Here is a 20,614-nt window from a genome sequence, read left to right as displayed (position 1 = left end):
CTTCAACGGCGCTCAGAGCTTCTGGCAGACGGCACAGAAAAAGGTGGATCGCTGACCTTGGCGGATGGTCTTCACCGGTGTGCCACACACCCTGCAGGGCAGGCCGTGGCGACCGTAGACCATGGCATCGAGCTGGAAGTAGCCGCTCTGGCCCTCTGCACTCGAAAAATCCCGCAAGGTGCTGCCACCGAGCGCGACCGCGCGCTGCAGCACATCCACGATGGCACCGTGCAAACGGGTTGCGCGCGGACCGCTGAGTCGGTCGGCCGGCAGCGTCGGGCGGATGGCGGCCATAAACAAGGCCTCGGAAGCATAGATGTTGCCCACGCCCACCACGATGTCACCCGCCAGCAGCACCTGCTTGATCGGTGCGCGGCGCAGGCGCAGCGCGCGGTGAAAGGATTGGGGATCAAAGGCGCCCGCTTCCAGCGGCTCCACGCCAAGGCCCCCGAGCAGCTTGATCGCGCGCGGATCGTCGAGCGAGGGGGCATAGACCACCGCGCCAAAACGTCGGGGATCGTGCAGGCGAAGCACGCCCAGGTTGGTGCGCAGTTCGAAGTGGTCGTGAGCGCCCGGCGGCGGGAGAGCTGGCGCGAACTGCAGGCTGCCCGACATACCCAGGTGCAGCAGCAGCAGTCCCTGGTCGAGATGGATCAGCAAGTACTTGCCACGCCGCGCCACGCTGCGCACCTGCCGGCCCACCAGCTCCTGGGGCTCGCAGCCCAGTGGCCAGCGCAGTGGCTTTCCCATCTGCAGATGCTGCACCCTGGCGCCCGCAATGCGGTCGGCAAAGCTGCGTCTGGTTACTTCCACTTCAGGCAATTCGGGCATGGTCGCCGGGTCTATTCCAGATACTTTTCAAGGGGGCGGAACGGTGGTGAGGTCATCGGATCACACCCGGACGCTCAGGAACCCTTCCATTATCATGAACCGATGAAAAACGCGCCTTTTTACGTCAACGCCAGACCCTTGCTGGCTGCCGGCCTGATGGCCAGCGGGTTGTGGTGCCTCGCGGTCGGCGCCGCCGCACAGACGCCCCCTCCACCCCCTGCGCCCGGGGCCGCGGCGCCAGAGCCGGTGGTGAACTCCGGGCTCAACGCGCCCTTGTTCTACCAACTGCTGCTGGGTGAACTCAACGTTCGCGATGGGGAACCCGGAACCGGGTACTCCCTCATCCTGGATGCAGCGCGAAAGCAGCGCGACGCCAATCTGTACCGGCGCGCGGTGGACGTGGCCTTGCAGGCCCGTTCTGGTGAAGCGGCGTTGACCGCAGCGCGCGCGTGGTCCCAGGAACTGCCCGGCGGGACCGAATCCAGCCGCTATGTGCTGCAGATCCTGCTGGCGCTGGACCGCGCCAGCGAAACCTCGCCCGTGCTGCGCAACATCCTGCAGGCCACCAGTGTGGGCGAGCGCAACGACACCATCAATGCGATTCCCCAGACCTATGCACGGGTCGCCGACAAGGCTTTGGCGGCTTCGGTGGTGCGTGAAGCGCTCGATCCCTGGCTGAAACAGCCGGCGCATGCCGCCGTGGCATGGACCACGGTGGGTCGCATGGAGCTGGCGCAGGATCGCCTGCCGCAGGCGCTCGCTGCTGCGCGTCAAGGGCACGAAGCCGAGCCCGCCTCGCCTTACCCTGCCCTGCTCGCGCTGGAGCTGCTGGAACGCGGTCAGGCTGAAGCCGAGCCCATGGTGCGACGCCAGCTGCTGGTCAGCACCACGAACTCCCAGGGCGACACCGCGGTGGCTTTGGCCTACGCCCGCATCCTGCTCGACCTGCAGCGCAACAGCGACGCGCGTGCCCAACTCGAGACGCTCACGGCGCGCCAGCCGGATCAGGCAGAGCCGTGGTTGCTGCTGGGTTCGCTGCAAGTTCAGGAGAACGCCCTGGCAGCGGCAACGGATTCGCTGCAGAAATACATGGCGCTGGCGCGCCGCGCCGCCGATGAGCGTTCGGCTCGCGGCCTCACGCAGGCCTATCTGCTCATGGCCCAGGTGTCTGAAAAACAGCAGGACTTCGCGGCCGCCAACGCGTGGCTGGACCGGATCGAGAACGCCGACGACATCATGGCTGCCCAGATGCGCCGGGCTTCGCTGCTGGCGCGGCAGGGACAGTTGCCGCAGGCGCGCGCCCTGCTGCGCAACCAGCCCGAACGCCGGCCCGAGGACGCGCGCCTCAAGCTCGTGGCCGAGGCCCAGTTGCTGCGCGACTTCAAGGCTTACCAGCAGTCGTATGAGGTGTATGGCGAGGCGGTCCAGCGGTTTCCCGAAGACACCGACCTGCTGTATGACCAGGCCATGATGGCCGAGAAGGCGGGCAAAAGCGACGAGATGGAGAAGCTGCTTCGACAGCTGATGGCCGCCAGGCCCGATTTCCACCACGCCTACAACGCCCTGGGCTACTCCCTGGCCGATCGCAAGGTGCGACTGAACGAAGCCAAGCAACTGATCGAGAAGGCGGTGTCGCTTGCACCGGGTGACGCGTACATCCAGGACAGCCTGGGCTGGGTCGAGTTCCGCCTCGGCAATGCCGCCCGCGCGCTCAGCATCCTGCAGGCCGCCTATGCCAAGCGACCGGACGCCGAGATCGCGGCGCACCTGGGCGAGGTGCTGTGGACTCAGGGGCAACGTGACCAGGCCCTCAAGATCTGGCGCGAAGGCCTGCTGTTGTCGAACGACAACGAGACGCTGCAGGAAACCCTCAAGCGCCTGCAAGTCAAGCCATGACCTTCTCACGGCCCGGTGCGAGCGGCCTGTGGCGGGTGTGGGGCGCGCTGACGCTGGCCACGCTGCTCGCCGCCTGCGCCTCCACACCCAAACCCGTTCAGCCGGGCGAGTCTGCCTGGAGCGGACGGCTTGCCCTCACGGTCGACAGCAAGCCGCCGCAATCCTTTTCCGCCGGCTTTGACTTGCGAGGTTCGCCGTCGGCCGGTGAACTGCAACTCGTGTCGCCCCTGGGCAACACGCTGGCACTGGTGATCTGGAACCCCGGTGGGGCCGAACTTCGCCAGGGAGGCCAGATCACCCGGCGCGGCAGCCTGGACGAACTCACAACCGAACTCAGCGGCACGGCGGTGCCTGTGGCCGCCCTGTTCGGCTGGCTGAGCGGCCAGACCGGCGATGTGCCCGGCTGGCAGGCCGATCTCACCCGTCAGGCCGAAGGCCGACTCACCGCGCGGCGGACTCAACCGCTGCCCACCGCCGAACTGCGCGTCGTCTTCCAGCCATGACCGAGCGATCCCCGCTGCTGCGCCTGCTCGATGTGCCCGCGCCGGCCAAGCTCAACCTGTTTCTTCACATCACGGGCCGCCGCGACGATGGCTACCACCTGCTCCAGTCGGTGTTCATGATGGTCGACTGGTGCGACCGACTGCATTTCGAGTTGCGCGCGGACGGCGGCATCGACCGTGAAGACATCGGGCTTGCTCCGGCTTCGGGCGCGTTGCCTGCCGAAGATCTTACGGTGCGCGCCGCCCGCGCGCTGGGCGAAGCCACCGGCTGTCCGTTCGGCGTTCGCATCGGGCTGGAAAAACACATTCCCGCGGAAGCCGGCATGGGTGGTGGCTCATCGGACGCTGCCACGACGCTGCTGGCACTCAACCGGCTTTGGGGCCTGGGCCTGACGCGACGCGAACTCGCCGGCATCGGCTTGCGGCTGGGCGCCGACGTGCCCTTCTTCCTGGGAGGACGCAACGCGTGGGTGGAAGGCGTGGGGGAACGCATCACCCCATTGCACCTCACGCCGGCCCGATTCGTGGTCGTCAAGCCACCCGGCGGCGCTTCCACACAGCGCATTTTCGGCGCCCCGGAGCTCAAACGTGACAGCAAAACTGCTACAATCCAAGGCTTTGCTGCAAACGTCGCGGGAAACCAAACCGACGAATCCGATGCAACGGGCGGGGGGTTCCAGCTTGCTGGAGCGCTTGATATCCAGAGAATTCTGGCTTTCGGGCACAACGACCTTCAACCCGTGGCTCAGGCGATCTGCCCCGAAGTGGGTCACTGCATTCAATGGCTCGAAGGCCACGGATTGCAGGCGCGCATGACCGGATCCGGCACCGCGGTGTTTGCGCATCTGGCGCAGCCCCAGAACCTGACACCCGCCCCTGGCGGCTGGCTGATCCGGGAATGCGCCAACATGGATGCACATCCATTGCTCGACTGGTGCGCCGACTAGAATCGGCCAGCACAACAGCCCAGGCAGTGGTTGCGCAACCAGCGACGTTTTTTGGTGGGCCGTCCGGCATCGCGTCGAACAGCCTTCCTGCGTAGGGGAGTCGCCAAGTTGGTAAAGGCACTGGATTTTGATTCCAGCATGCGAGGGTTCGAGTCCTTCCTCCCCTGCCACCCATTTTTCGAGCCAATCAGGTAGGCACACGGCCACGCCGGACGCGGCCGTCGTTCAAACCGCTGGGAACACCATGCAAGTTCAGCCCCCGGATTTCATGATCTTCACCGGCAATGCCAACCCGGTGCTGGCATCCGAGATCGCCCAGCATCTGGGCACCCAACTCGGCGCGGCCAACGTGGGCCGCTTCTCCGACGGCGAAGTGACGGTCGAGATCACCCAGAACGTGCGCGCACGCCACGTGTTCGTGGTGCAGTCCACCTGTGCCCCGACCAACGAAAACCTGATGGAACTGCTCATCATGGTCGACGCGCTCAAGCGCGCCTCGGCCGAGCGCATTTCCGCGGTCATTCCCTACTACGGCTACGCCCGCCAGGATCGCCGCCCGCGTTCGGCACGCGTGCCGATCTCGGCCAAGGTGGTGGCCAACCTGTTGCAGACCGTGGGCGTGAACCGCGTGCTCACCATGGACCTGCACGCCGACCAGATCCAGGGCTTCTTCGACATTCCGGTCGACAACATCTACGCCTCACCGGTGCTGCTGGGCGACCTTCGCACCAAGAACTACGAAGACCTGCTGGTGGTCTCGCCCGACGTGGGTGGAGTGGTTCGCGCGCGCGCACTGGCCAAGCAGCTCAACTGCGACATGGCCATCATCGACAAGCGCCGCCCGAAGGCGAACGTGTCCGAAGTCATGCACGTGATCGGCGACATCGATGGTCGCAACTGCGTGATCATGGACGACATGATCGACACCGCCGGCACGCTGGTCAAAGCCGCCGAGGTGCTCAAGGAGCGCGGTGCCAAGAACGTCTATGCCTACTGCACGCACCCCATCTTCTCGGGTCCGGCCATCGAGCGCATCGCCAAGGGCAGCGCGCTCGATGAGGTTGTGGTGACCAACACCATTCCCCTTTCGCAGGCCGCGCAGGCCTGCTCCAAGATTCGCCAGCTCTCCGTGGCGCCGCTGATGGCTGAAACCATCGCGCGCATTGCTTCCGGAGAGTCGGTCATGAGTTTGTTCGCCGACCAAGACAACCTGTTCTAGGTTCCTGCAGGCGGCAAAAAGCGGGTGGCGTCCATGGTGGGCGCCGCTCTTTTGAAACAGAGGCGTTCTGGTCGCGGAACCCCTCCATTGGAGATTGACATGCAATTCGTCGCTTTTGAGCGCGCCAAGCAGGGTACGGGTGCGAGCCGCCGTCTGCGCAACACCGGTCGCGCGCCCGGTATCGTTTTCGGCGGTGAAACGCCGGCCGCCACGATCGAACTCGATCACAACGCCCTGTGGCACGCCCTGAAGAAGGAAGCGTTCCACTCGTCCATCCTGGAGATGGAACTCGCTGGCAAGGTGCAGAAAGTGCTGCTGCGCGACGTGCAATACCACCCGTACAAGCCGCAAGTGCTGCACGTGGACTTCCAGCGCGTGGACGACCGCACTCGCCTGCGCAAGAAGGTGCCGCTGCACTTCATCAACGCCGAGAACTCGCCTGCGGTCAAGACCGACAAGTGCGTGATCAGCCACGTGATGAACGACATCGAAATCGAGTGCCTGGCCAACAAGCTGCCCGAGCACATCGAGGTCGATCTCGGTGAAGTCACCAAGGGCGCCACCGTCCACACCGGCGACATCAAGCTGCCCAAGGGCATCAAGCTGGTGATGCACGGACGCAAGAACCTCACCGTGGCGACCGTGGTCGAACCGGTGGAAGAAGTGGTGGCCGCTCCCGTCGCCGCCCCGGTGGACGACAAGAAGGCCGCCGCCAAGGGCAAGGGCAAGAAGTAAGCCGCCCTTCTCCTGCCCTGAAGGCCCGCACACGCGGGCCTTTTTCATTTTTTCGCCTCGATAATCGCATCCCATGATCAAGCTCATCGCCGGCCTGGGCAACCCGGGACCGGAATACGAACCCACCCGCCACAACGCCGGTTTCTGGTGGGTGGACGAAGCCGCGCGGCTGCTCAGGACATCCCTTCAGATGGAACGAGGCCACTTCGGCCTGGTGGCGCGTGCCAACGTGGCGGGCCAGAGCGTGTGGCTGGTGGAGCCACAGACTTTCATGAACCTCTCGGGCAAGTCGGTGGCATCGGTGGCGCGCTTCTTCAAGATTGCACCGGAGGAGTTGCTGGTGGTGCACGACGAGCTGGACCTGCCGCCCGGCGAAGTCAAGCTCAAGAAGGGTGGAGGGCATGCGGGCCACAACGGCCTGCGCGACATCCATGCCCAGTTGGGCAGTCCCGATTACTGGCGTTTGCGCGTGGGCATCGGCCACCCCGGCAACAAGAACGAGGTGGCGAACTGGGTGCTGAAAAAGCCTTCACCGGACGACCGCATTGCCATTGCGCAGGCGCTGGACCGCAGCCTCAAGGCGCTGCCTGCGCTGATCGCCGGCGAGATGGACAAGGCCACGGCCCTCATTCACACCAGCAAGCCGCCTCGGCCCAAGCCACCGCGCCCGGCCGAAGCGTCTGTTCAGCCTGCAGCAGACGGCGGGGTCACTTCACCGGCCGCCGACAAGGGCTGACCGGCCTTCTGCAGACGCTGGTACTTCTGCCAGAGCGTCTCGCGGGATTCGATGTGTTCCGGATTGACCGGAATGCAACTCACCGGGCAGACCTGCACGCATTGCGGTTCGTCGAAGTGGCCCACGCATTCCGTGCACCGAGACGGGTCGATCTCATAGATCTCCTCGCCCATGTAGATGGCCTGGTTCGGGCATTCGGGCTCGCACACATCGCAGTTGATGCATTCGTCGGTGATCAGCAAGGCCATCCGTCGGCTCCTGTTCAGGCCTGAAGCGGCCTTGGCAACAGGCGCTGCGCCACCGGGGAGCTGACCATTTGCGACACGTCCCCGCCCAGTTGCGAGATCTCACGCACCAGGGTGCTGGAGATGCACTGCAGTTCGGCCTGAGGCAGAAGGAACACGGTTTCCACGGCCGGGTTCAGCTTGCGGTTCATCGCCGCCATCTGGGCTTCGTAGTCGAAGTCGGTGAGGTTGCGGATGCCGCGCACCACAGCGGTGGCGCCCTGCTGCCGGCAGAACTCCATGATCAGGCCATCAAAGGGCAGAACACGAACCCGGCCGGGCATGCGTGCAGCCACTTCGGCCACCATGTCCAGCCGTTCCTGCAGCGAGAAGCGGGTCTTCTTGTGGTGCGCCATCGCCACCGCGACGATCACCTCGTCGAACAGCAACGCCGCTCGGCGCGTCACGTCTTCGTGGCCCAGCGTGATGGGATCGAAGGTACCGCTGTAGACCGCCACTCGGGCGGGGCCGGCGTGGGAAACGAGGGCTGAACTCATCCTCGGGATTATGCGCGCGGGGTCTCTGGCGCGGCTTCACTGCGCCGGCAATGGCCGCAACAGGTGAAAGGCCACCGCCCCAGCCTTGCCGTGGCGGTGCAATTGCAGGCCCACGCGGGCGAGCTCGTCGTCGTTCCAGACACGGGGCGCTTCCAGGTAGACCAAACCGTCCTCGCGCACCGCCTGCCGCGCGGCTGCCAGCGCAGACAACACCAGTGCGTCGTTCTGCCCTTGGGCGAAGGGAGGGTCGAGAAACACCACGTCCAGCCCCTGGCCCGCGCGCTGGCGCAACGCAGCCACGCCGTCGCCTCGCTCGACGCGCACGGCATCGGCCTTGAGCCTGGTGACGGTGCGGCTCAGCTGGGCCAGCAGTGCCGCATCCTGCTCCACCAAAACCACCTCGGCCGCGCCACGCGAGGCCGACTCCATCCCGAGAGCGCCCGTGCCGGCGAAGGCATCAATGCAGCGCCAGCCTGTGAGGTCCTGGCCCAACCAGTTGAAAAGGGTTTCCCGCACGCGCGAGGGTGTGGGGCGCAGGCCCGGCCGATTGGTCACAGGCAGTTTCGTGCGCTTCCACTGGCCGCCGATGATGCGAACCTCTCGCGGTGCGTTGACGGGCGCACGTGACGTGCTGGCGGGAGATTTCTTCATCGATTCAGGGCTTGGCGCCCACCACCACGGTGACCATGCGATCGGGCTGGATCGCCCTGGCGAAAGCGCGCCGGATATCGGCCACGCTCACGCGCCTGACCTGCTCGGTCCAGGTGTCCAGGTAGTCAAGTGGCAGGCCGTTCCAGGCGATGTTGGCCACGTTGTCGAGCAGCTTGCGGTTGCTGTCGATGCGCAAGGCAAAACCATTGATGAGGAAGTCCTTGGCCGCCTGCAGTTCGGCTTCGGTCGGGCCTTGCGCCACGAAGTTGCGCACGACCTCACGCGACACTTCCACCGCCTGCGCCGCCTGGTCCGGGCGTGTGGTCAGGCCGATCTGGAATGCGCCGGCATGCCGGCCGGGCGAGAAATAACTGTAGACGCTGTAGCTCAGCCCGCGCTTTTCACGCACCTCGGTGGTGAGGCGCGAAACGAAGCCGCCGCCGCCCAGGATGTAGTTGCCGACAAACAGGGGAAAGAAGTCCGGATCGGTGCGCGCAATGCCGGGCTGACCGATCAACACCTGCGCCTGGGCCGCGTCGAACGGCAGGCGCTCTTCGACGGCACGCGGCAAGGCCGCCACCTCGGGCACGCTCGGCAGTGCGGCGCAGCCATGCGGCTGCACGGCTGCCATGAGCTGGTCCACGATGCGGTCGGCACGCGCGCGGTCGATTGAGCCCACCAGGGTCACCTGGGCGCGGCAAGCCACCACGTGGCGGCGGTAGAAGGCCTGCATGTCGGCGATGCCGATGGCTTGCAGGGTGGTGGCTTCGGTCTGCTGCCCGTAGGGATGCGTGCCGTAGACCGCACGCGCAAAGCTGCGCCCCGCGAGGGTGCCCGGCCGGTTCTCTGCTTCCTTGAGCGATGCGAGCATGCGTTCGCGATCGCGCTGCCACACACGCTCCGGCCACGCCGGCGCGGCGAGTTGCCGCGCTGCCAGGGCCACGGCGCGGTTCAGCAGATCGGGTTCGGTCAGGGTCCTCAGCGAGACGCTGAAGCGGTCGGTACCCGCCTGCGCACCGAACTGCGCGCCCAGGTCCACCCAGGCTTCGCTCAACTGGTTCTCATCCAGCGCCGGCAGCCCACCCTGCGCGGCCACCCCACCGGAGAGCAGGCCCGCCGTCACGCTGGCTAGGCCGGCCTGGCGCGCGGGCTCGCGCCGGCTGCCGCCGTCGAAATCGACCTGCACGTCGAGCATGGGAATGGAAGGGCTGGGCACCAGGTACACACGGGCACCGCTGGCGTGGGTCCAGTGCTCAATGGGGATGGCGGACTGGGCGGGGAATGCCACCAGCAAGGCGAGCATGCCGGCGACCAGTGTGGCCCATCGAGCGATGAGCAGGTGAAGGGTGGGGATTGGGAAAGTCATGTTCACTTCGGTGCGGGCGTCGTGGGCACCAGCACGGCGGTGGTGAGCTGATCGTCCGAGAAATAGCGCTGCGCCACCGACTTCACCTGCTCGGCGGAAACGTCTCGAAGCCGCGCCATGAGCCGCTCGCCGCTGTCGACGCCCATGCCGTTGATCCAGTAGCTGCCCAGCTCGCGGGCCTGGCTCACCACCGAGTCGAGCTTGTAGACCTCGCTCGCGGTCCACTGCGTCTTGACGCGGCGCAACTCGGCTTCGCTCACGCCCTCGCGTGCGATGCGCGCCACCTCCGCCTTGAGCGCAGCGGCGGCCATCTCGGCACTCACGCCACGGGCGGGCACGGCGCTGAGCGTGAACTCCTGCGGGCCACGTCCCATCAGGCCGAAGGAAGCGCCCGCGCCGTCGGCGATGCGCTTGCCACCGTTGCCCGATCCTTGCACCAGCGCACGATCGAGCCGCGCACCGCTGTAGCCGTCCAGCACGGCAGAGAGCACGGTGAGCGCCAGCGCGTCCTGGCTCGCGCTGCTGTCATCGGCCTGCCATCGCGGGGCCTTGTAGACCAGCGCCACCAGGGCCTGATCGGCCACGGCGCGGTACTCCATGCGGCGCGGGCCCACCTGTGGCGGCTCTTCGCGCGGTTTTCGGGCCGGCACTGCGCGCGCAGGAATCGATCCGTAGTGCTTCTGCGCCAATGCCAGCACCTGCTTCACGTCCACGTCGCCGGCCACCACCACGGCGGCATTGGATGGGCTGTACCACTGGCGGTAGAAGGCACGCGCATCGTCGGGCGTCATCGCATCGAGGTCGCTCATCCACCCAATGATGGGGCGGCGGTACGGACTGGCCTGGTACACCATGGCGTTGAGGGCCTCGAACATCCGCGAACGGGGGGACTCCTCCGTGCGTTGCCGGCGTTCTTCCTTGATCACCTCGATCTCTCGCCTGAACTCCGCGTCGTCCCACTGGTTGCGGGCGAACCGGTCGGCTTCGAGCTTCATCATGTCTTCCAGGCGCTCGGTGGGCACCTGCTGGTGGTAGGCGGTGGCATCGCGGCTGGTGAACGCGTTCTCGCGCCCGCCCAGCGCCGCCACCCGGCGCGAGAACTCACCGGGCGCCAGATCGGGCGTGCCCTTGAACATCATGTGCTCCAGCACGTGTGCCACGCCGGAGGTGCCATCGACCTCGTCCATCGAGCCCACCCGCACCCACAACATGTGCACCACCGTCGGCGCGCGGCGGTCCGGCCGCACGATCAGCGTCATGCCATTGGCCAGCGTGAACGACTGTGCAGCGGTGCTGCCCGCCGCAGCGGGTGGCGCAGCCGGTGCCGGCGGAACTTGCGCACCCGCACCGCCCGGCTGCGTGAGCGCCAGGGCGAGAACCAGAGGGGAAAAGGATGCACCCAGGCGGGCGAAGAGCAGGCGTGGGAAGCGTTTCATAGAATGCAATGGATTCTAGAGATTCGAAAATGTTCTCGTTCTTCCGCAAAAAATCCCCCCCGCCCTCACCCATTGCCGCCCCACCCGCCGAGTTGCCGCCCGCAGCCGTGGTGGCGGTGCAGGAGAAGGCCACCCCGCGCCAGGGATGGCTCGACAAGCTCAAGACCGGCCTGCGCAAGACGGGCAGCGGCATCGCCACGGTCTTCACCGGTACCCAGATCGACGACGCCCTGTACGAAGAACTGGAGTCAGCCCTTCTCATGGCCGACACCGGCGTGAAAGCCACCACGCACCTGCTGGCCGACCTCAAGCGCCGCGTGAAGGACAGCAAGACCACCGACCCCGCTGCGGTGAAAGGCCTGCTGGCAGAGGCCATTGCCGATCTGCTCAAGCCCTTGCAGAAGCCCCTGGTGATCGGCGAGCACAAGCCCACGGTGATCATGGTGGCGGGCGTCAATGGTGCCGGAAAGACCACGTCCATCGGCAAGCTCACGCGCCACCTGGCCGATGGCGGCGCGAGTGTGCTGCTGGCGGCAGCCGATACCTTTCGCGCGGCGGCGCGCGAGCAGCTGGCCGTCTGGGCCGACCGCAACACGGTGGAGATCATCACGCAGCAAGGCGGTGACCCCGCCGCCGTGAGCTTCGATGCCGTCACCGCCGGCAAGGCACGCGGGCGCGATGTCGTGCTGGTCGACACCGCCGGTCGTCTGCCCACGCAACTGCATCTGATGGAAGAGCTGCGCAAGATCAAGCGCGTCGTTCAGAAGGCCGATGCCACCGCCCCGCACGAGGTGCTGCTGGTGATCGACGGCAACACCGGGCAGAACGCCCTGCATCAGGTCAGGGCGTTCGACGAAGCGCTCACGCTCACGGGACTGATCATCACCAAGCTCGACGGCACGGCCAAGGGCGGCGTGCTGTGCGCCATTGCGCGCGAGAAACCGGTGCCGGTCTACTTCATTGGCGTGGGCGAGAAGCTCGAAGATCTGGAAACCTTCGACGCACGCGAGTTCGCCCAGGCTTTGCTGGCCTGAATTCGGGCCGCGTCAGTCTTCCGAATAGTGGCGCCACCGGCCCATGGCCTGGCGCATGGTGAGCAACTGCCGCTCGAACTTCGGGCAGGCCTCGCACACCGCCATGTGCAGCCTGAGTGCCATGCGCTCCACCAGAGGCAGGGCGCGGTCTTCCCTGGCGATCAGCAGGGCGCTGACCTCCTTGCAGGTGCGGCGAAGGGGGTACACGGGCTTCATGGGTTTTTGCGGGCGAACCAGTTGAGTTCCAGGCATTCGCGCAGGCGCAGGCGAGCGCGGTGCAGCTGGACGTAGAGATTGGTCGGGGTGAGCGACAGTTCCTTACAGATCTCCTCGCTGGAGAGTTCCAGCCACTCGCGCATGAGAAAGAGGCGGCCCTGCACGGCAGGCAACTTCTCGGTGCAGGCCTCCAGAATGGCGAAGAACTGCCGGCTGTTCAGGTCCTGCTCGGGGTCGCCCCAATCGGCGGGTTTCTCGGCATAGTGCCCGTCGGCACGGAAGGCCATGTCCTCCAGCGGATCGGCCTGTTCATCATCCGACGCGGCCGATGAACTCACCTCGCGACGGTGGTGGCGCAGCGCGTCGATGATCTTGTGCTTGAGGATCCCCACCAGCCACGTCTTGAGCTGGGAACGCTGCTCGAAGGCCTGGGGTCTGGCAATGGCGGCCAGCACGGTTTCTGACACGGCGTCCTCCGCCCACGCTTCGTTGCGCAGTTGCAGCCGGGCAAACTTGAGCAGGTACAGGCGCAGGTCGAAGACCTGTTGTTCGAAGCTGGGGTCCGCTGGAATCGGCATGGCCTGCAGTGTAAGGAAACGGTGGTCTGTCTGACTGATGAAGTGAAGCATGGACTAAGCTGACGCCCTGCCGCACCCCAAGGAGAGACACCGTGCCATCGATCACCCCCCGAATCACCCGCCGCCAACTGTTGCTGGCGGCGAGCGCCGGTGCACTGGCGCCCGCGCACGCCCAGACCGCCAGCAGCGGCTGGGCCGCCATCGAACAGGCCGCACGCGGGCAGACCGTCTACTGGAACGCCTGGGGCGGCAGCGCCCAGACCAACAACTACATCCAGTGGGTGGCGCAACAGGTGTCGTCGCTTCACGCCATCACGCTGCAGCACGTCAAGATCACCGACACCGCTGATGTCGTCAAGCGCGTGCGCGCGGAGAAGACCGCCGGGCGCGGCGCGGGCGAAGGCACGGTGGACCTGGTGTGGATCAACGGTGAGAACTTTGCCGCCATGAAACGCGAAGGCTTGCTGTTTGGGCCCTATGCCGAGGCCTTGCCCCACTTCCGCTGGGTCGATACCGAAGGCAAGCCCACCACGCAGAACGATTTTTCGGTGCCCACCGACGGCATGGAATCGCCGTGGGGCATGGCCCAGTTCACTCTGTTCGCGGACAGCAAGCGCCTGCCGCAATCGCCGCAGAGCATGCAGGCCCTGCTGGCACTCGCACGCAGTCAGCCGGGGCGCATCACGCACCCGCGCCTGCCGGATTTCCATGGCACCACGTTCATCAAGCAGGCGCTGGTGGAATTCGCGCCCGACCGCCAGGCGCTGGCCCGGCCGGTGACCGATGCCGCCCTGGCGGCGCAGACCACGGCGCTGTGGCCCTTTCTTGACGCCCTGCGCCCACACTTGTGGCGCGCGGGCAGGCAGTTTCCGCAGAACGCAGCCGCCGTGCGCCAGATGATGGCCGATGGCGAACTGCTGCTGGCCATCACCTTCAATCCCAACGAAGCGGCCAACGAGATCGCCGCCAAGCGCCTGCCTTCCAGCGTGGTGAGCTGGCAGTTCGAGAAAGGCACCATCGGCAACACGCACTTCGTGGCCATTCCCTACAACGCGCGCGCCAAGCCGGCCGCGCAGGTGGTGGCCAACTTCCTGCTCTCACCCGCTGCGCAGGCGCGCAAGGCCGACATCGCGCACTGGGGCGATCCCACGGTGCTCGACATCCCGCGCCTGCCTGCCGCCGATCGCGCGCTTTTCCAGACCGGCGCGCTGCCCGGCCTGGTGCGCAAGCCGGCGCCCACGCTGCCCGAGCCCCACGCCTCGTGGGTGGATCCGATCGAAAAGGAATGGACGCGGCGCTACGGTGTCTGAGACCGGCGTGATCCGCCGCTGGATGGCGGCAGCCCTGCTGGTGCTGGCCGCCGTGCCGATGCTGTGGACGGCGCTCGAGGCACTTCGCAGCGGCCTGCAACCGCAAGCCTGGCGATCCCTGCCGCCAGAGCCCGGCTTCTGGCACGCATGGGCCCTCACGCTGTGGACCGGGCTGGCCGCCACCTTGCTGGCGTGGTGGTGCACGGCCGCGCTGCTGGCGCAGGGATTCGTCCGGCACGGGCTCGCGCGCCTGCTGCGCGGCCTTCCGCTGATGCTGGCCACGCCGCATGCGGCGCTGGCCATCGGCTTGCTGTTCCTGCTTTCCCCCAGCGGCTGGCTGATGCGCGCACTCTCACCCTGGCTCACCGGCCTTGAGAGCCCTCCGCCCTGGGCCACCACCCAGGACCCGTGGGGGCTGGGCCTGATCCTGGCGCTGGTGGCCAAGGAAATCCCCTTTCTGCTCTGGACGGCTGCCACCCAGCTCCAGCGCGACGACGTGCGCCAGCGCTGGCGCGCCGAACATGCCATGGCGCAGACGCTGGGCTACACCACGCACCGCGCTTTCTGGCTGGTGCTGTGGCCGCAGCTGGCGGTGCGCTTGCGCTGGCCCCTGCTGGCGGTGCTGGCGTACAGCCTCACCGTGGTCGACATGGCACTGGTCATCGGGCCAGCCTCACCGCCCACGCTGGCGGTGCTGGCCTGGCAGTGGCTGCAGGATGTCGAGCCCACCACTTACGCGCGCGGTGCGGCAGCGGGCGTGTTGCTTGCGCTGTCGACGCTCGCCTGTGGCGTGGCCTGGCTCGCCGCCCAGCGGCTCTGGCGCGCCGCGCAGGCCCATGGCCGCGGTGTTCGGGGCCGCTCGACTGCCCACCACGCGCGGCCCGCCACCGGTGTGTGGCTGCTGGGCGTTCTCTATGCCGGCGTGCTGGTCGCGCTGGCGGTGGGCAGCTTCAGCGGCGTCTGGGCATTCCCTGCCCTCTGGCCACAGACCTGGACGCTCGAAGCCTGGGCGCAGGTGGTGCAGAGCAGCCAGACCGCCTGGACCACGCTGTGGCTGGCCGCGCTCAGCAGCGCCATTGCGCTGGCCTGGAGCGTGGCCTGGCTCGAACTCGCGCCGCGCCGGTGGGACCAGGCCCTGCGCCCCGTGCTCTACCTGCCGCTGGTGCTGCCCGCCGTGCTGTGGGTGGTGGGGCTGTATGGCGTGGGGCTGCGCTGGCAGCTCGAGGGCAGCGCCAGCGGCCTGCTGGTGGCCCACACGCTCATCGTGCTGCCGTATGTGCTGCTGGCGCTGAGCCCGGCCTACCTGGGGTTCGACCCTCGCTACGCGCAACTCAATGCCAGTCTCGGACACGGCACCTGGCGGTTGCTGTGGCGGGTGAAGTGGCCGCTTCTGCGCCGCTCGCTGGCATCGGCCGCCGCGGTCGGCTTTGCGGTGAGCGTGGCCCAGTACCTGCCCACGCTCTACGTCGGCGCCGGGCGTTTCGCCAGCGTCACCACCGAGGCCGTCACGCTCGCATCGGGCGGCCAGCGTTCGCTCACCAGCGCGTACGCCGGCCTGCAGATCCTGCTGCCAGTGCTGGTGTTCGGGCTGGCCGCCTGGCTGGGCCGGCCGCGCCGTTTCAGGCATGCTCGGCGCTGATGACCCTCTCCGTCCACATCCAGCGCCTGGCCACCCGCGATCGCACGCTGGTGGAAGATGTCCGGCTGCAGGTCGCAGCCGGACAGATCCTCACCTTGATGGGCCCCAGCGGCTGCGGCAAGAGTTCGGTGCTGGCGGCCATCGCCGGCACGCTGGACACCCAGGCGCTGCGCTTCGAAGGCCGGGTGCAGCTCGACGGTCGTGACATCGGCGGCCTGCCCACCTCGCAGCGCGGCGTGGGCCTGCTGTTCCAGGACGATCTGCTGCTGGCCCACATGACGGTGGCCGAAAACCTGTTGTTTGCCGTGGCCGCCGGCCCGAAGGCCGACCGGTTGGCTCAGGTGGAACGCGCGCTGGCCGAGGCCGATCTCGCCGGCTTCGGTGAGCGCGACCCCGCCACGCTCTCGGGCGGCCAGCGCGCGCGCGTGGCGCTCATGCGCGCCCTGCTCGCGCGCCCGCGCGCCCTGTTGCTGGACGAGCCGTTTTCGCGGCTGGACGCCGGATTGCGTGAGCAGTTCCGCAGCTTTGTGTTCGACCACCTGCGAGACATGGGCGTGCCAGCCGTGCTGGTGACGCACGACGCCGCCGACGTGGCCGATGCCGCGCTGGTGCTGGAGCTCGCGCATGTTCGATAGGGCACTGCAGGGCGTGATCAGGGCGCCGCTGGAACGCGCGGCCAGGGTCTTTGTGCGCGCCGGCGTGGGCGCCGATGCCCTCAGCTTCACAGGGTTCGGCCTGGGTCTGGCCGCGGCAGCATCCATTGCGTTCGGCTATTTCCTCGCGGGTCTGGCGCTGCTGCTGCTCTCGCGCCTGATGGACGGGCTCGACGGCGCGGTGGCCCGGGCCACAAAGCCCACCGATCGCGGCAGCTTTCTCGACATCACGCTGGACTTCCTTTTCTACGCCTCGATCCCGCTGGCCTTCGCGCTGCAAGACCCGGCGTCGAACGCGCTGAGTGCTGCCGTGCTGCTCACCACCTTCATCGGCACCGGCAGCAGCTTCCTGGCGTTCGCCATCGTGGCGGCGCAGCGAAAGTTGAGTTCCCTGGAGTTTCCCGACAAGGGCTTCTACTTTCTCGGCGGCCTGACGGAGGCCACCGAAACCCTGGTAGCCTTTGCCGCCATGTGCCTCTGGCCGGCCGCGTTCCCGCAGATCGCTTACGGCTTCGCGGCTTTGTGCGCCATCACCACGGTGCTGCGCATCGGCTGGGGCTACCGGCGGTTCGACTGACCGTCGGCTGCCTATACTTCCCGCACCCTTCTCTCCTCCACACCCCGCCATGAGTCCTGCCACCGCCTGGCTGGAAGCCGCGTTCCTGGGCCTGATCCAGGGACTCACCGAATTCCTTCCCGTCTCCTCCAGCGCACACCTGCGCATCATCGGCCCGCTGCTGCCTTCCGGTGGCGACCCCGGCGCGGCGTTCACCGCCATCACCCAGATCGGCACCGAGGCGGCCGTGCTGCTGTATTTCCGGCACGACATCGCGCGCATCTTCCTGGCGTGGTGGGCATCGCTCACCCAGCCAGCCAGACGACAGGACCCGGACGCGCGCATGGGCTGGCTGATCAACATCGGCTCGGTGCCCATCGTGGTGCTGGGCTTGCTGTTCAAGGACGCCATCGAAGGTTCGCTGCGCAACCTGTACATCACCGCGACCATGCTGATCGTGTTTGCGCTGATCCTGGCCGCCGCCGACCGCTACGGCCGGCGTGAACGCACGCTGGACCGCCTGACCTGGACCCACGGCGTGCTGTTCGGACTGGCGCAGGCCATGGCCCTCATTCCCGGCGTCTCGCGCTCGGGCGGCACCATCACCGCCGGCCTGATGATGGGCTACACCCGCGAAGCCGCTGCGCGTTACTCGTTCCTGCTGGCCATTCCTGCGGTGATGGGCTCGGGTTTCTACCAGCTGTACCGAAGCTGGCAGGTGGGAAGTCCGGTCGCTCCGGGCCCCACGGCACTCGCCACGGTGATCGCCTTTGGCGTGGGCTACGGGGTGATCGTCGTCTTCCTCAAGCTGGTGTCCACGCGGAGCTACATGCCCTTCGTGTACTACCGCATTGCGCTGGGCCTGCTGGTCTTCGGGCTGCTGGGCGCGGGCGTGCTGAGCGCGCATTGAGTCCCGGCGCCTCCGGTTACTGGACGCCACGCTGGAAGGGCCAGGTGCCCTGGCACACCCTGTTCTGGCGCGACATGGTGGCCGTGGGCAGCGCCATCAACCTCTTCACCGGCTTCGTCTCGCTCTTCCTGCTCTCGCAGGGGCATCCCGTGGCATGGGCGCTTGCCGTGCATTTCGCGCCGGTGCCCTACAACGCGTTCCTGGTGCGCTCGCTCTGGCTCACCCGCCCGAAACCCGCCTGGGCGATGGCGGGCGCGGCGGCGTGGTTCGCGGGGATGCTGGTGGTCTGAGTCCAGCGCAGCCAGTCCCCCGGCTCATCCACGTCCCACAGCGGCGTCAGCGCGTGCCAGCTCGCACCCGCCTCGCGCAGGCGGTCAAGTGTCTGCTCCAGCACCCGGTCTGTGCTCCAGTCCACGCGCTGGAACACCTCGGGCAAGGGTCGGCGCAGACCGATCAGCACGTAGCCCCCGTCTTCGGCCGGGATCAGCACCGCGTCGTGCGTCTGCAAGGCATCGGCAGCCTGTTGCAGGTGGTCGGCCGTGAGCACCGGGCAGTCGGTGCCGACGATGAGCAGGGGCACGGCACCTGCACGTTCGAAGTGCCCGCGCATGGCACGGGCCATGCGATGGCCCAGGTCGCCCTGGGGTTGCGGCACCACTCGCACACCATGACGACGCCGCAGTGTGCGAAAGAAGCGGTGGTCTTCATCGGGCGCGCACCAGAGTGTGAGCGGGCCGATGCTGGCGGCGCGCACGGTGGCCAGCGTCTGCAGCGCAAACCGCCTCTGCGCGCGCGCCGCGCCGGACGCGCCGAGCAGCGGGATGAGCCTCGTCTTGGCCAGGCCGGGCACCGGCGCCTTGGCCAGCACGGCCACCGCCGCGACCGGCCGCGGCTGGTAGCCGTACCGCACGGCGAGGTTGCGGGCATCCACACCACGCCAGAAAGCCGCACGCAAGCGCCACATCAAGGTCACGGTGCGCCAGAAGCCGTGCTGGTCCCAGCGCCGGCCTGAGGTGATGACGCGCTCATTCGGGCAGGCGGGCGCACCGATGTGCCTCAGACGCCGGCTGATGTCGACGTCTTCCATCAGCGGCAGCGGCGCAAAGCCGCCCACGGACGCGAACGTGTCGCGCCGCACGAAGATGGCCTGGTCGCCGGTGGCGATGCCCGTGATGCGTGAGCGCAGGTTCATGAGCGCGGCCACCAGCGGCAGCAGTGGGTGGCGGCCCTCGATCCGCACGTCGAACCGCCCCCAGTGGTGATGGTTTGCGATGCACCTCGCGACCACGGCGTCAGCGTCGTCAGGCAACTGCGTGTCGGCATGCAGGAAAAGCAGCACCTCGCCCTGGGCTGCACAGGCCCCGGCATTGAGTTGCGAGGCGCGGCCGCGTGGCGCGACCAGCACCCGGTCGGCGTGGGCTCTGGCCATCGGGAGGGTGTCGTCTTCACTGCCGCCATCGACCACCACCAGTTCGGCGCCGCGTGCGCGAAAGGGCGCCAGCGCGGCGAGTCGACCCACCAGCGTGGCGGACTCGTTGAGCACGGGGACGACGATGGACAGCTTCATGACCGCCACAGGTGTTCGAGCGCGGCGAATTCGTCTCGCACACGCGACACCGCCGCAGGGCTCAGGTAGTGGTCCACCCGTTCCTGCACGTGGGCCACCAGCGCTGCCTCGCTGTGCCCGCTCGACCAGTCTTCGCCGTCGGGCCTGTGGCGAGGCGCTGCGCCCGAGCTGGCGCGCCACTTGGCGCACCAGCTCACCGACCACAGCCACATGGCGCGGCGCAAAGGCAGGTGCCAGGCCAGTGCGGCGCTGGCCACTGGCCCCGCCGCACGCGCCCAGGTGCCGTAGAAACGGGCCACCTGATCCACGGCAAGTTCCGCCTGGGTGTCCAGGTCCCAGGTGGTGGAGGTGTAGAGCGTCGCATGGGCAAGGTCGAGGCCGGGGTAGGCGTAGCGGCATTTCTCCAGGTCCACCAGCATGGCGCGAGCGTCGGCCTGGACCATGAAATTGCCGGGATGCGCATCGAAGGCCACGAGGCAGCGCGGCGGGCGCTCGGGCGAATCCAGCCGCTGAAGCACGCTGCGCCACTCGCTCTGGATGCCATCCTCCACACTCGTTGGCACGCTGGCGGCGGGTAGATGCGCCATCTGGGTTGCAATCTCGTCGCAGAGGTCGCGCAACGGATCGTGCGCATGGCGCAGCGGGGCTGGCTCGCCCGGCAAAGGTAAGGCGTGCAGCGCGGCGAGCGCGGTGGCGATGGCGTCGAGATCGGTCGGAAGCTGCGCCGGGCGGCCCCTGATTTCATCGACCAGCAGCGCCCCACGGGGCAGATGGAACGAAGGCATGAGCCAGCCACGAAGGGCCGGCGTGTGGGCGCTGGCAGCGGCGCGTTCGAAGCAGGCGCGCTGGTAGGCCAGGTTGTCGTGCGCACCCAGGTCCATCTGGCTCTGCTTGGGCACGCGCGCGAGCAGACCGCTGCCCACGATGCGCACATGGTCATGCGCCAGGCCCTTGTCGCGCAGGTGCTCCAGCGCGGAGTCGGCCGCGCTGTGGCGGGCTGCCCGCAGGGCATCGCGCAAGCTCTGGACGAGGCCTTCGGCGCGATTCAAG

23 protein-coding genes and 1 tRNA gene are annotated in these 20,614 nt (G+C 67.5%); 14 read left to right on the top strand and 10 right to left on the bottom strand.

All coding sequences use genetic code 11. The features are described from left to right. Positions 1–12: 12 nt before the first annotated feature. The gene (gene mutM / locus ACTIEY_RS15035) at positions 13–831 is read right to left on the bottom strand and encodes a bifunctional DNA-formamidopyrimidine glycosylase/DNA-(apurinic or apyrimidinic site) lyase (RefSeq protein WP_439519938.1); all 819 of its coding nucleotides are present in this window, start codon (positions 829–831) and stop codon (positions 13–15) included. A 102-nt stretch (positions 832–933) separates the two neighbouring features. Here mutM and ACTIEY_RS15030 point away from each other — a divergent pair, with 102 nt between their 5' ends. The 7 genes from ACTIEY_RS15030 to pth all read left to right on the top strand — a co-directional run bounded on the left by ACTIEY_RS15030 (position 934) and on the right by pth (position 6,867). Then, positions 934–2,727 carry a tetratricopeptide repeat protein gene (locus ACTIEY_RS15030; RefSeq protein WP_439519937.1) on the top strand — a complete coding sequence of 598 codons (1,794 nt, stop codon included), beginning with the start codon at positions 934–936 and terminating at the stop codon, positions 2,725–2,727. Next, on the top strand, positions 2,724–3,230 hold the full coding sequence (locus tag ACTIEY_RS15025; RefSeq protein WP_439519936.1) for a lipoprotein insertase outer membrane protein LolB: 507 nt from the start codon (positions 2,724–2,726) through the stop codon (positions 3,228–3,230). Before ACTIEY_RS15030 ends, ACTIEY_RS15025 begins: the two co-directional genes overlap by 4 nt. 14 nt (positions 3,231–3,244) lie before the next feature. Continuing rightward, on the top strand, positions 3,245–4,177 hold the full coding sequence (gene ispE / locus ACTIEY_RS15020; protein WP_439520302.1) for a 4-(cytidine 5'-diphospho)-2-C-methyl-D-erythritol kinase: 933 nt from the start codon (positions 3,245–3,247) through the stop codon (positions 4,175–4,177). A gap of 93 nt (positions 4,178–4,270) precedes the next feature. Then, a tRNA-Gln gene (locus ACTIEY_RS15015) sits at positions 4,271–4,347 on the top strand. 74 nt (positions 4,348–4,421) lie between these two features. Next, positions 4,422–5,396 carry a ribose-phosphate pyrophosphokinase gene (locus tag ACTIEY_RS15010; RefSeq protein ID WP_086125522.1) on the top strand — a complete coding sequence of 325 codons (975 nt, stop codon included), beginning with the start codon at positions 4,422–4,424 and terminating at the stop codon, positions 5,394–5,396. A gap of 99 nt (positions 5,397–5,495) precedes the next feature. Continuing rightward, positions 5,496–6,131, top strand: coding sequence for a 50S ribosomal protein L25/general stress protein Ctc (locus tag ACTIEY_RS15005; RefSeq protein WP_439519935.1), 636 nt, complete (start codon positions 5,496–5,498; stop codon positions 6,129–6,131). 73 nt (positions 6,132–6,204) lie between these two features. Further along, a complete protein-coding gene (gene pth / locus ACTIEY_RS15000; protein WP_439519934.1) occupies positions 6,205–6,867 on the top strand; it encodes an aminoacyl-tRNA hydrolase in 663 nt (220 codons plus the stop codon). Here the strand turns inward: pth and ACTIEY_RS14995 are convergent. The 5 genes from ACTIEY_RS14995 to ACTIEY_RS14975 are packed head-to-tail and all read right to left on the bottom strand — an operon-like array spanning position 6,816 to position 11,101. Continuing rightward, positions 6,816–7,115, bottom strand: a complete 300-nt coding sequence (locus tag ACTIEY_RS14995; RefSeq protein ID WP_439519933.1) for a YfhL family 4Fe-4S dicluster ferredoxin — start codon at positions 7,113–7,115, stop codon at positions 6,816–6,818. The genes pth and ACTIEY_RS14995 overlap by 52 nt on opposite strands. A gap of 14 nt (positions 7,116–7,129) precedes the next feature. Beyond that, positions 7,130–7,648 carry a pantetheine-phosphate adenylyltransferase gene (gene coaD / locus ACTIEY_RS14990; protein ID WP_439519932.1) on the bottom strand — a complete coding sequence of 173 codons (519 nt, stop codon included), beginning with the start codon at positions 7,646–7,648 and terminating at the stop codon, positions 7,130–7,132. A 36-nt stretch (positions 7,649–7,684) separates the two neighbouring features. Continuing rightward, positions 7,685–8,299 (bottom strand): 16S rRNA (guanine(966)-N(2))-methyltransferase RsmD, encoded by a 615-nt coding sequence (gene rsmD, locus ACTIEY_RS14985; RefSeq protein ID WP_439519931.1) that lies wholly within the window; start codon positions 8,297–8,299, stop codon positions 7,685–7,687. A 4-nt stretch (positions 8,300–8,303) separates the two neighbouring features. Next, positions 8,304–9,665, bottom strand: coding sequence for a M16 family metallopeptidase (locus ACTIEY_RS14980; RefSeq protein ID WP_439519930.1), 1,362 nt, complete (start codon positions 9,663–9,665; stop codon positions 8,304–8,306). Positions 9,666–9,667: 2 nt separating this feature from the next. Beyond that, positions 9,668–11,101 carry a M16 family metallopeptidase gene (locus tag ACTIEY_RS14975; RefSeq protein WP_439519929.1) on the bottom strand — a complete coding sequence of 478 codons (1,434 nt, stop codon included), beginning with the start codon at positions 11,099–11,101 and terminating at the stop codon, positions 9,668–9,670. A 29-nt stretch (positions 11,102–11,130) separates the two neighbouring features. Between ACTIEY_RS14975 and ftsY the strand changes: the two genes are divergently transcribed. Then, the gene (gene ftsY / locus ACTIEY_RS14970) at positions 11,131–12,135 is read left to right on the top strand and encodes a signal recognition particle-docking protein FtsY (RefSeq protein ID WP_439519928.1); all 1,005 of its coding nucleotides are present in this window, start codon (positions 11,131–11,133) and stop codon (positions 12,133–12,135) included. A 12-nt stretch (positions 12,136–12,147) separates the two neighbouring features. Here the strand turns inward: ftsY and ACTIEY_RS14965 are convergent, their stop codons facing one another. Beyond that, on the bottom strand, positions 12,148–12,351 hold the full coding sequence (locus tag ACTIEY_RS14965) for a zf-HC2 domain-containing protein (RefSeq protein ID WP_439519927.1): 204 nt from the start codon (positions 12,349–12,351) through the stop codon (positions 12,148–12,150). Beyond that, positions 12,348–12,929: a sigma-70 family RNA polymerase sigma factor gene (locus tag ACTIEY_RS14960; RefSeq protein ID WP_439519926.1), complete on the bottom strand. Its 582-nt coding sequence runs from the start codon at positions 12,927–12,929 to the stop codon at positions 12,348–12,350. The genes ACTIEY_RS14965 and ACTIEY_RS14960 overlap by 4 nt, the downstream gene beginning before the upstream one ends. 92 nt (positions 12,930–13,021) lie before the next feature. Here ACTIEY_RS14960 and ACTIEY_RS14955 point away from each other — a divergent pair, with 92 nt between their 5' ends. From ACTIEY_RS14955 to ACTIEY_RS14930, 6 genes are read left to right on the top strand one after another with little or no spacing between them, the layout of a single operon-like run. After that, positions 13,022–14,239: an ABC transporter substrate-binding protein gene (locus ACTIEY_RS14955; protein ID WP_439519925.1), complete on the top strand. Its 1,218-nt coding sequence runs from the start codon at positions 13,022–13,024 to the stop codon at positions 14,237–14,239. Beyond that, on the top strand, positions 14,232–15,878 hold the full coding sequence (locus ACTIEY_RS14950; protein ID WP_439519924.1) for an ABC transporter permease: 1,647 nt from the start codon (positions 14,232–14,234) through the stop codon (positions 15,876–15,878). The genes ACTIEY_RS14955 and ACTIEY_RS14950 overlap by 8 nt, the downstream gene beginning before the upstream one ends. After that, positions 15,878–16,513 (top strand): ATP-binding cassette domain-containing protein, encoded by a 636-nt coding sequence (locus tag ACTIEY_RS14945; protein WP_439519923.1) that lies wholly within the window; start codon positions 15,878–15,880, stop codon positions 16,511–16,513. The genes ACTIEY_RS14950 and ACTIEY_RS14945 overlap by 1 nt, the downstream gene beginning before the upstream one ends. After that, complete coding sequence (locus ACTIEY_RS14940; protein WP_439519922.1) at positions 16,503–17,108, top strand: CDP-alcohol phosphatidyltransferase family protein; 606 nt, start codon at positions 16,503–16,505, stop codon at positions 17,106–17,108. The genes ACTIEY_RS14945 and ACTIEY_RS14940 overlap by 11 nt, the downstream gene beginning before the upstream one ends. A 49-nt stretch (positions 17,109–17,157) precedes the next feature. Then, positions 17,158–17,997 carry an undecaprenyl-diphosphate phosphatase gene (locus ACTIEY_RS14935; protein ID WP_439519921.1) on the top strand — a complete coding sequence of 280 codons (840 nt, stop codon included), beginning with the start codon at positions 17,158–17,160 and terminating at the stop codon, positions 17,995–17,997. Then, entirely contained in the window at positions 17,994–18,287 is a 294-nt protein-coding gene (locus tag ACTIEY_RS14930) for a hypothetical protein (protein ID WP_439519920.1), read from the top strand. Before ACTIEY_RS14935 ends, ACTIEY_RS14930 begins: the two co-directional genes overlap by 4 nt. On the opposite strand, the gene ACTIEY_RS14925 is transcribed toward ACTIEY_RS14930, so the two are convergent. Beyond that, positions 18,185–19,564 carry a TIGR04283 family arsenosugar biosynthesis glycosyltransferase gene (locus ACTIEY_RS14925; protein WP_439519919.1) on the bottom strand — a complete coding sequence of 460 codons (1,380 nt, stop codon included), beginning with the start codon at positions 19,562–19,564 and terminating at the stop codon, positions 18,185–18,187. The genes ACTIEY_RS14930 and ACTIEY_RS14925 overlap by 103 nt on opposite strands. Next, positions 19,561–20,613 carry a phosphotransferase gene (locus tag ACTIEY_RS14920; RefSeq protein ID WP_439519918.1) on the bottom strand — a complete coding sequence of 351 codons (1,053 nt, stop codon included), beginning with the start codon at positions 20,611–20,613 and terminating at the stop codon, positions 19,561–19,563. Before ACTIEY_RS14920 ends, ACTIEY_RS14925 begins: the two co-directional genes overlap by 4 nt. Position 20,614 lies beyond the last annotated feature (1 nt).

Origin of the sequence: Hydrogenophaga sp. (genome assembly GCF_051858985.1) — a bacterium.
Classification (GTDB): Bacteria; Pseudomonadota; Gammaproteobacteria; order Burkholderiales; family Burkholderiaceae_C; genus Hydrogenophaga.
This window is presented reverse-complemented; position numbering and strand designations above follow the sequence as displayed.